This window comes from Bacillus sp. 11C (assembly GCF_055486375.1).
The window spans coordinates 1-10,648 of the sequence record NZ_JBUPVZ010000029.1 but is presented as its reverse complement, the minus strand read 5'-3'; the positions used below and the strand labels follow the sequence as shown (position 1 = coordinate 10,648).

Below are 10,648 nucleotides of genomic sequence, written 5' to 3'. Positions count from 1 at the left end.
CCCCATAAAAAATCCCCTCCATAGTAGACAGATTAGTATGCTTTCTTTTTTCTGTCTACTATGAGGGGATCATATCATTTCCCGGGGGCTTCGTGTTTTAAAAAATGCCTAACACATGCAAAAATACGATGATGATGGCAACAGGAGATAGATAACGAATGAGCAGCAGCCAAACCGCAAACCACTTTCGTTTAAGGTTGGAACCGCTTTTCAGCTCGTCAAACAAATCCTGTTTCGGTATTTTTAACGGGACAAATATAGAAATCAATAACGCGCCTAACGGCATTAAAATATTGCTCACAAGATAGTCGGCCGCATCAAAAATGGACAAGTTAAAAATAGTAACGTCACTTAATACACCGTATGATAGTGCAGACGGCACACCGACAATAAAAATAGCAATTCCGCCTAACCAAGCGAATCGTTTTCTCTTATTGACATCGCCTTTAGAAAGCACTGCGACCAAAATTTCCAGCATTGAAAAAGCGGATGTCAGTGCCGCGAATAAAAATAGAATTAAAAATGCTAATAAAAAGATAATTCCGAACGGCATTTGATTAAACACAGTCGGCAGCACGTTAAATAACAAAACCGGTCCTTGGTCTGGTTTGAGGCCGAATGAAAATACAGCTGGAAAAATCGCGATTCCGGCCATTACAGCAACAAGCATGTTCAATACCGTTACTGATACAGCAGATTGCACAAGATTTTCCTGTTTCTCTAAATAAGAGCTATACGTTACCATGACAGATACGCCGACACTTAATAAGAAAAAGGATTGGCCCATAGCATATAAAATCGTATTGGCGTCAATTGCTGTTATGTCGGGCATCAGGAAAAACTTGAGCCCTTCCATGGCGCCATCAAGTGTAACGGAACGCACCATTAATATGACAAATAATATAAAAAGCGCCGGCATTAACACTTGGCTGGCTTTTTCAATTCCGCTGCTTACCCCTTTGGCAACAACTAAAATGGTGACCACCATAAAGAGCAGCTGGCCTCCTACAGCTAAATAAGGATTTGAAATTGTACTTGCAAATATCGTATCAAAACCAGATGTTTGCGATAATCCGCCAGTGAAGCCTTTTGTAATATAAATTAAAATCCACCCGCCGACGACGCTGTAGAAAGATAAAAGAATAAAGCACGTCGCCATGCCTAAATAACCGATCCAATGCCACTTCGTTCCCGGAGCAAGTGTTTTATAGGATTGAACGGCATCTTTCTGTGTTTTTCTGCCTATGATGAATTCACCAAACAATAAAGGCAGTCCGATTAAAACCGTAAATAAAATAAAAATAAGTAAAAATGCGCCTCCTCCGCCGGTTCCCGCTACATATGGAAATTTCCATATCGCGCCAAGCCCGATAGCTGATCCTGCCGCGGCCAAAATAAAGCCGAGCTTCGAAGACCATTGATTCGCTTCCTTCACCCTATCACTCCTAATTTTATCAAACCATTATAAAGATTCATTGTAAGAATATCTTCCTATATAGTCAAGAACATTTTTGTTAGTTTACATAATATATTTATAGTAATCTACAAAAAGACATTTTAACTACTGATATTGAATTATTCAGAAAATTAATTATAATAAGAGGATGCTTAAAAATCCGTCCGGAATTTTTGCTGAAGTTCTTGATCAATATGTAAGGAGTGTTTTTATGGGTATTATTAGAAAAGTAAGTCATTTCGCGGGACAAACCTTCGGCATATGGGTCATTGTTTTTGCCGTGCTGGGATTTTCTTTCCCGTCTTTTTTTACATGGATCAGTTCTTATATTACGATTCTTCTTGGCATTATCATGTTTGGAATGGGGCTTACTCTGCAAGCCGATGATTTCAAAGAGCTGCTCAGAAAACCTTGGCATGTCATGGTGGGGGTGATTATACAGTATACCATCATGCCACTTATTGCTTTCGGCCTGGCAGTTGGACTGCATCTTCCAGCAGAAATCGCAGTGGGTGTTATTCTTGTCGGCTGCTGTCCAGGCGGCACAGCCTCTAATGTCATGACTTTTTTAGCAAAAGGAAATACGGCCCTTTCTGTTGCTGTTACAACAATTTCCACCTTGTTGGCGCCTGTTTTAACACCGGTTTTGATTATGCTGTTTGCCAAGGAGTGGCTTCCTGTCTCACCGGGGTCTTTGTTTATTTCAATCTTGCAGGCTGTGTTATTTCCGATCATTGCAGGCGTGATCGTCAAAATGTTTTTCAGAAAACAAGTGGCAAAAGCCGTACATGCCCTTCCGCTTGTTTCTGTCATTGGCATCGTTGCGATTGTCTCAGCTGTCGTCAGCGGCAACCGGGAAAATCTGCTTCAATCAGGGCTGCTCATTTTTTCAGTTGTCATTCTGCATAACGGTATCGGTTATGCGCTTGGATTTCTTTGCGCAAAGCTGTTAAAAATGGATTATCCATCTCAAAAAGCGATTGCAATCGAAGTCGGCATGCAAAATTCAGGACTTGGGGCGGCACTTGCCACGGCTCATTTCGCACCGCTATCAGCCGTACCTAGCGCGATGTTTAGTGTGTGGCATAACCTTTCAGGTTCCATGCTTGCAACGTACTGGTCAAAAAAAGCGAAAAAGAAACAAACAGCATCTAGCAGCAATCTGTCTCTTTAAATACAGATCAAAAAAGGTACATCACGATGAAGTGATGTACCTTCTTTTATTATCCCTCTAATAAAAGCTGTTCAGGATCTTCCAGTAGATTTTTAATTGTCACTAGGAAACCAACCGCTTCTTTACCGTCTACAATCCGGTGATCGTAAGATAAAGCGATATACATCATCGGACGGTTTTCGAAATGCTCTTCATCAATTGCGACAGGTCGCAGCTGAATCTTATGCATGCCCAGTATACCGACTTGAGGGCTGTTTAAAATCGGAGTCGACATCAGTGAACCGAAAGTACCTCCGTTTGTAATGGTGAAAGAGCCCCCCTGAAGCTCGCTAAGGGTTAGTTTATTATTTCTTGCTTTTTTCGCAAGCTCGCCGATTTCTTTCTCGATTCCTGCAAATGTCAGGCGGTCCGCATCCCGTACAACCGGAACGACAAGGCCTTCATTAGCCGCAACAGCAATCCCGATATCATAGAACTTCTTAACGAGCAGCTCATCGCCTTGAATTTCCGCGTTCAGCAGCGGATATTTTTTCAGCGCAGCGACAACCGCTTTGGTGAAGAAAGACATAAAGCCGAGTTTCACTTCATTTTGCTCAAAGAATTGATCTTTGCGGCGTTTTCTGAGATTCATGACAGCCGTCATGTCTACTTCATTAAATGTAGTCAGCATTGCTGATGTTTGCTGTACCTCTACAAGGCGTTTTGCAATCGTTTGTCTGCGGCGTGACATTTTTTGCACATCGACAGGTTTGTCAAAACTTTGCTGTGCTTTTTGAGCCTGAGGCTGCTGTTTTTGCTGAGAAGCCGGTTTTGATGCTGGTTTTTCGTACGCTTCGACATCCTGCTTGCGCACTCTTCCAAGCGGATCTCCCGTTGGAACCTGAGACAGGTCAATGCCTTTTTCTCTTGCCAGCTTACGGGCTGAAGGAGAAGCGATCGTTCTTGACTTTGCTTCGGTTTGCGCTTCCTCGCTCACCTCTTGCGCCGCTGGTTCAGCCTGCTTCTCTTCTTCCTTGCTTTCAGCTTTCTCTGAAGGAGCAGGGGCAGAACTTTCACCCGCACCTTCTGAAATCGTACCGATAATTTCTCCGACCTGGACGGTATCACCCGAATCTTTCAATACCTCTTGAAGTACACCCGATTCTTCTGCTGTCAATTCAACATTTACTTTATCCGTTTCTAGTTCAAGCAGATATTCACCCTGTTCTACATAATCACCAGGCTGCTTTAACCATTGGGCTATTGTTCCTTCTGAGATTGATTCTGCTAATTCAGGTACCTTAATTTCCGCCATTTTTTCATTTCCCCCTTAGTTTTTGCGAGTCAAGCTATCAGATACAATACGTTCCTGTTCTTTTTTATGAACTGTCGGATCTCCCTCTGCAGGGCTGGATCGTCTTCTTCGTCCAATATATTGAACGCTTACTCCCTTTGGTGCAATTTCTGTCAAATACGGGCTGATATAACTCCAAGCCCCCATGTTCTGCGGTTCTTCCTGCACCCAAACGATTTCTTTCAGGTTCGGAAGTTTTGCAAGTAATTCTTTGACTCCTTTTGCCGGGAATGGATACAGCTGTTCAATTCTCGCAATGTGAAGCCATTCTTTACCGTCTTCTAACTTATTAAAATGGTCGCTGATGTCTATGGACACTTTACCGCTGGATAATACAAGTCTGGTTACTTTTTCATAGTCATGAGAAAGTCCGGACTGTTCGTAAACAGGCTGGAATCGGCTTTCGCTGAGCTCCTGCACTTCGGAAACTGTATTCGGATTACGAAGAAGGCTTTTCGGCGTCATAATAACGAGCGGTCTGATTTCTTCACGAAGCAGCATTTTAGCCTGTCTTCTAAGTATATGGAAATATTGTCCGGCGCTTGTCAGGTTGGCAACCGTCCAGTTGTTTTCCGCGGCAAGCTGCAGGAACCGTTCGATTCTTCCGCTTGAGTGCTCAGGCCCCTGTCCTTCGTAACCGTGCGGAAGCAGCATGACTAATCCGGATTTTTGACCCCATTTCGCGCGGCCGGCCGAAATGAATTGGTCAAAATACACTTGAGCAGCGTTGGCAAAATCTCCATACTGCGCTTCCCATAATACAAGCGTCTCCGGTGAATGCACGTTATAGCCGTATTCAAAGCCGAGAACCGATCCTTCAGACAGCGGGCTGTTATGAACTGCAAAAGATGTACCACAGTCTGATAAGTTATGAAGCGGCACAAACTCTTCACCCGTCTCACTGTCATGAAGCACTAGGTTTCTTTGGGCAAACGTTCCTCGCTCGGAATCCTGCCCTGTTAAACGAATCGGTGTTCCGTCTTTCAAAATTGAAGCAAACGCGAGTGATTCAGCCAAAGACCATTCCACTTTTCTGTCATCATCGAACGCCTTGGCGCGTCTTTCTAAAATGCGCTTAAGCTTGCCGAAAACGTTAAATGACTCCGGCCAGTTGACCAATTCGCCATTCAACTTGCGAAGCACATCAAAATCAATGGATGTGTCCACATCAGGAAAACCGTTTGAAACAGGCTCTGGAAGTTCAATCTCACAGGCGGTTTGTTCCTTTTTAGCCGGCACTTTCTGATAAGCATCCTCAATACGCTTCGTTACTGATTTTTCGATGTTTTGTACAACATCATTGTCAAGCACGCCTTCATTCACAAGCTTTTCGGCGAAAATTTGTTTGACAGTCGGGTGTTTTCTGACAGCATCATACAGCATCGGCTGAGTAGTTGATGGCTCATCCATTTCGTTGTGCCCATAACGTCTGTACCCGATCAAGTCAATCAGAAAGTCCTTGTTGAATGTTTTTCGGTATTCCACCGCAAACTTAACAGCTGAAAGACAGGCTTCAGGATCGTCCGCATTAACGTGGACAATTGGGATTTCATAGCCCTTCGCCAGGTCACTGGCATATTTTGTTGATCTTGATTCAGCGCTTTCTGTCGTGAATCCGATCATGTTATTGGCGATAATATGAATCGCACCGCCTACTTGATACCCTTTTAAAGAGCTTAAATTCAATGTTTCAGCGACAATTCCTTCCCCAGGGAATGCTGCGTCTCCATGAATTAAAATGGCAAGAGATTTTGTTTCGTCCTGCACCGGGTATCCGCTTTGTGTTCTCGTTTCCTGTGCCGCTCTTGTGCTGCCTTCAACAATCGGATTGATAAATTCCAAGTGACTCGGGTTGTTTGCTAACGTAATGCGCGCTGATTTTGTTGCAGCGTCTTGAAGCTCCCGATTCGCCCCCAGATGGTATTTAACATCGCCTGTCCATCCGTAGCTGATTCCGATTGACCCCTCAGACGGGACAAGATCTTTGTTCGGCGCATGCTGGAATTCGGAGAAAATGATTTCATACGGTTTACCGAGCACATGTGCCAAGACATTCAGGCGCCCCCTGTGCGCCATCCCGATGTTGACACTCGTCGTTCCTGATTTGACAGATTGTGCAATAATGTCATCCAGCACTGGAACAAGAGCGTCCAAACCCTCAATGGAAAAGCGCTTCTGTCCGACGAATGTGCGGTGCAAAAACTGCTCGAAACCCTCTACTTCTGTCAGTCTTTCCAGCACAGCCGACAGCTTTTCAGCTGAGTTCTTCTGGAACAGCTCACCGGATTCAATCATCTTTGTCAGCCACTCGCGCTCTTTGAAGGCATGCACATGGTCAAATTCAAATGAGATGGTTCTTTTATACGTATTTCGTAAATATTGAATGGCTTCTAAACCGTTCGTAATGTTTTTAGGAGCGTCTTTGCAAATCACTGACGCAGGTATTGCTTTTATTTCCTCTTCTGTTAGCCCGTAATCAGATAATGGAAAGAGTTCACTCTTTTTCCCATCCTTTCTGAGCGGATTGACGGAAGCGTTTAAATGGCCATAGGTTCGGATATCTTCTGCAAGTCTGACTGCGGCTGCGATCTTTTGAATCAGATCGGCTGTAACACGTCCCTTTTCTTCTGTTCCCGAGGCCTCTTTTATATCGTTTGGCGGAGCACCAAGCTCATCGAACATTTCCTTTAGATCCGGATCAATGCTGTTCGGATCCTGGGTATACTGATCGTAAAGCTCCAGCGCATAGCCGAGGTTCGGACCGTAAAAATCTTCCCAATTCATTCGTTGTTTCATACTATTTTGAAACATTTGAATATTACCCCCAACTTAGATAATCAAGTGATTGATTCACTATCTTAAAATAACTTTCGAACGCTGTGTCCAAAATTATGTAATAAAAACGCTTCCAACGATATTTTACCACTGTTTGCAATTTGATTCTACCTTGATTGTTCACAAAATAGTAAAAATCCTTTATAAAAAACCAAAAATTTAATCATTTAAAAAAAGAAACACCAAAAAGCATAGGATCAAGAGCTATCCTATGCTTTTATGGAGCAGTTTTTTCAGCAGCGGATACAGAACATCCGGAAGCTGATCGACATCCGGGACAAATATACTGAATTTTCCGTACATATCCTGAATGGTCTTCATTTGTGATTCTTCTATTTCTGTGTTGGAGAGAAAAACATTTATGACTTCTATCCCTCTTTTTCGCGCTTCAATCACCGCTTCACTAGTATCGACAATTCCGTTTTGTTCATAGCCAAACGCGGCCGGCTCTCCATCTGAGAAAACAATCAAGAACTTTTGAGACTCGCTGCGCTGCAGCATTTTTTTCGTCATCTGCCGGATCGCATAGCCGTCACGGTTATCTTCCTCAGGCTCAAGCTGCAAAATTGCCGGCCCTGCCTCTTGTCTTAATGATGTTTGAAACGGAATAACCGTATTGAAATAGTTTGGCTGGCTTGTTTCAGACGCATCATTTGTGTCCTCCCAAAAACCGACAATCTGATGCGGAACCGCTACGGATTTTAACGCTTCGTGAAACAGCACGATTCCCCGCTTTGTCTCGTCCATTTTGTCGAACATGCTGGCTGAACAGTCGACCAACAACGTGAAAGCTGCGTCAATTTCTGAAGAAGGTTCTTGCTTTTTGTAGAAAAGACGCGGATTTCGCTCAGTAAAGTAACGGAGAAGCTTATTATTTAGCCTTCCGGCATGAAGGTCTGTTCTCGGCAATGTTTTTTTATGCTCCAGCGTTTTTTGAATCATTTGTTTCAAACGCTTTTGATACGATTCAATCGTTTTTGCCTGCTGTTTATAAGAAATCCCTTCTTCACTGGTTGCCGGCTGCGGTTCTTTGTAAATCGGAAATGCATATTTATTTTCTTTGCCGTCAGCCATGCCCGCTCCGTTCGGCTGGTCTTTCTGGGACTCCAGTGCTTCCAGCTGGGAATAGTCTTTCCGTTTTGTTTGTCTGGCTGATCCTTGGACAGATCCAAGGGCCTGATCTCCATCGTCGCCTTCTCTTGAAGCATCTTTTCCTAAATCTGATTTAGCGCCATGTTCAATATCAAATTGAAGGAAGCTTTTAGACGGGGCTTCTGTTTCCCGGTGCCACGTCGGCATTTCTTCTTCATGAATATCCTCATCACCGTTTGACTTTTTCGGAAGCGTGATGTCATCACTCAGCTTAGGCGATTTTTTCTCTTCCTCAAATAACGGTTGTTGTGCAGCTATTGCGTAATCAAGCTCAGGTAAAAAGAAGTAGGTGTTCAACATGTCTTTATCGAGCACCTCTTCAAGCCCGTCCATGAGGTTTTCAACAATTTTCAGAACCTGTCGTGTCGAATCTGCTTCATACACGCGCAGGAGCTGCTGCTCAATAAACGGGCGCATCAGATCAATATCTTCACGCATGGACGGAAGGGTCTCGAGCGGTGATTCCGCTGTTAGCTTGACATAGAACGCGCAAAAGAGGGCATCCGTAAAAATGCTTCGTTCCAAATTCAAGGTCAGCTGGGTGGAGAAGTGTTTTCTGTACATACCTTTTCGCTTTGCAAATACATGTTTCGTACCCGGACGCTCGTGTTTGATGCATTCTTCAATTCTGATGTCCTCAAGCAGCATAAACAGCTGCTTAGCAAAGCTTTTGAACGTCAGATGCTGATGAATATCATCCAAAAAGTTCGCAAACTCTTGCAGCGAGCTATATCTCGTTCCGACCGAACGCAGGTAGACGTCGCTTTTCAGACCCGCTTCCATGTCCTCAGCTGCCCTGTCTTTCCAAAAATGACTCATATAAATTTTCTTTTCAAATGGATTGTAATACGACTGGACGCCATACTCCACTTCTACCGCTTCACTCTTGGTGAGTGTTTTGGCCAAATCCGTGAGCATCATAAATAAAAACGAATCAATTGTGCTGTCGTTAAATTTGATAAATTTCATCGCAGCTCCCTCATTCAAACAGAGTTTCTGCGATATTTCGGACGGCCGCCTTTTCCCGATCATCATCAAGCTTCTCTACAATTCCCCGCTCAATGGCGCGGCGCGGCGGAATATAAGCCGCTAAATCACATGTATCAATTAACGCTCTGATGGATGCAGCTTCTTCAGATACCTGTCCGTTATTGGCCTGGACGATCAGGTCAGAAGAAAGCGTGATAAACCGGTCAATCAATTTCTCATCTTTCAGAGCTGACTGAGACGTGAGCACTTGTTTCAGCAACTCGCCTTTAATATAAGGAACGTCAATGATGACAAAACGGTTTTTCAATGCTTCATTCAGCGGAACAGTTCCAACATAGCCTTCATTGATGGCTGCAATGACTCCGAAGCCGCCTTTAGCCCGTATGACCTCGCCCGTAAACGGATTTGTCATCATTTTTCTGTAATCTAATACACCGTTTAATATGGGCAGTGTTTCGGGCTTTGCCATATTGATTTCATCTATATACAGAAAATGGCCTTCTTTCATGGCTTTTGTGACAGGCCCAGAAACAAACTCGATCGTTGCCTGGCCAGATTGATTTTCAATCGTTTTATACCCGACTAAGGCTTCAGCGTCCAAGTCCACTGAACAGTTGACACTGTGCATCGGTTTATGAAAATAGCTGGACAATGTTTCTGCCAGCTTTGTTTTCCCTGAGCCTGTAGGCCCTTTCAGCAAGACATTTTTCCCCATGGCTAATGCAATGATGGCGTCGAATAAAATGGCTTCATCCTCCGCCTCATAGCCTGACGTCCCGATGAGCGACTGAAACTCTGGAGAAATCGGCTGGTCTTTATATAGTAAAAGCTTTTTTTGTATCTCTTCCGGCAATGTTAAGTGCTGTAATTGAGTTGTCATAGTCAGGTTCCCTTTCCTATTCATATTCCATTAACGAGTATACTAAAAAAGCCCCTGTATGCTCAATACAAAAGGGCTTGGATGATTTTACTGTTTCTCGTTATGGCCGGAAAGGGCTCCGCAGACGATACGCGCACCTGAATTTCCGCTTGGATTCGTCAAATAATCGTCGGCATGTTCATGAATAATAAACGCACTCCCATCATGATCGAGAATATTTAGCTTACTTCCTTTTTTCAGTGAGGTGTCCGGCGCATTCATAATGACATCTACTTTTCCATCGGCACCGACTTCAAGGTTCGGCAGATCTCCGGCATGATACCCCATCGGATTGTTGAAGCCGTGTTCTTTGTTCAGCGGATTAAAGTGGCCTCCCGCTGATTCAAAATCCGGCCTGACACATGAACCTTTCTCATGAATATGAAAACCGAGTGAAGCGCCGGGGCGCAGGCTGTTTGCGGAAATGTGAATATCGAGTCCTTCGTCATCTGATTCTTTGATTTCTATAAAACCGACTGCTTTGCCTTCTCGATTAACCAGCTGGACATGATGACCAAACGCTGACGTTTCAATCACTTCTTTTTCCGGCACCCGCTTAAGAGGGTCCTGAGGATTTTTTTGTCCGCATCCCGCAACTCCCAGTGCCGTCAGCATCATAAACAGCAAGAGACGGTGCATACTGTCTCCCCCTTGTTTTTTCTAACAGTGTGGTCAATCATTGTCTGATCTAAACAAAAAAGCCTATAAAAAGGCTCAGCTTGTAGAGAAAACGACGTTTTTTCTACAAGCTTTTTTGTTTTCTGCTGTTTCTTTAGTTGTTCAGCTAAT

At 43.9% G+C, this 10,648-nt stretch carries 7 protein-coding genes; 1 reads left to right on the top strand and 6 read right to left on the bottom strand.

The features are described from left to right. Positions 1–97: 97 nt before the first annotated feature. Positions 98–1,435, bottom strand: a complete 1,338-nt coding sequence (locus ACY3LV_RS20850; RefSeq protein WP_333560278.1) for a sodium-dependent transporter — start codon at positions 1,433–1,435, stop codon at positions 98–100. Between the two features lie 232 nt (positions 1,436–1,667). Between ACY3LV_RS20850 and ACY3LV_RS20845 the strand changes: the two genes are divergently transcribed. After that, positions 1,668–2,630: a bile acid:sodium symporter family transporter gene (locus tag ACY3LV_RS20845; RefSeq protein WP_464864445.1), complete on the top strand. Its 963-nt coding sequence runs from the start codon at positions 1,668–1,670 to the stop codon at positions 2,628–2,630. 49 nt (positions 2,631–2,679) lie between these two features. On the opposite strand, the gene odhB is transcribed toward ACY3LV_RS20845, so the two are convergent. The 5 genes from odhB to ACY3LV_RS20820 all read right to left on the bottom strand — a co-directional run bounded on the left by odhB (position 2,680) and on the right by ACY3LV_RS20820 (position 10,498). Then, complete coding sequence (odhB, locus tag ACY3LV_RS20840) at positions 2,680–3,924, bottom strand: 2-oxoglutarate dehydrogenase complex dihydrolipoyllysine-residue succinyltransferase (protein WP_464864444.1); 1,245 nt, start codon at positions 3,922–3,924, stop codon at positions 2,680–2,682. Between the two features lie 15 nt (positions 3,925–3,939). After that, positions 3,940–6,774 (bottom strand): 2-oxoglutarate dehydrogenase E1 component, encoded by a 2,835-nt coding sequence (sucA, locus tag ACY3LV_RS20835; RefSeq protein ID WP_148961591.1) that lies wholly within the window; start codon positions 6,772–6,774, stop codon positions 3,940–3,942. 228 nt (positions 6,775–7,002) lie between these two features. Continuing rightward, on the bottom strand, positions 7,003–8,919 hold the full coding sequence (locus ACY3LV_RS20830; protein ID WP_464864443.1) for a vWA domain-containing protein: 1,917 nt from the start codon (positions 8,917–8,919) through the stop codon (positions 7,003–7,005). A gap of 10 nt (positions 8,920–8,929) precedes the next feature. Beyond that, positions 8,930–9,844, bottom strand: a complete 915-nt coding sequence (locus tag ACY3LV_RS20825; RefSeq protein WP_087993850.1) for an AAA family ATPase — start codon at positions 9,842–9,844, stop codon at positions 8,930–8,932. 63 nt (positions 9,845–9,907) lie between these two features. Next, entirely contained in the window at positions 9,908–10,498 is a 591-nt protein-coding gene (locus tag ACY3LV_RS20820) for a superoxide dismutase family protein (RefSeq protein WP_333560273.1), read from the bottom strand. Between the last annotated feature and the right edge of the window lie 150 nt (positions 10,499–10,648).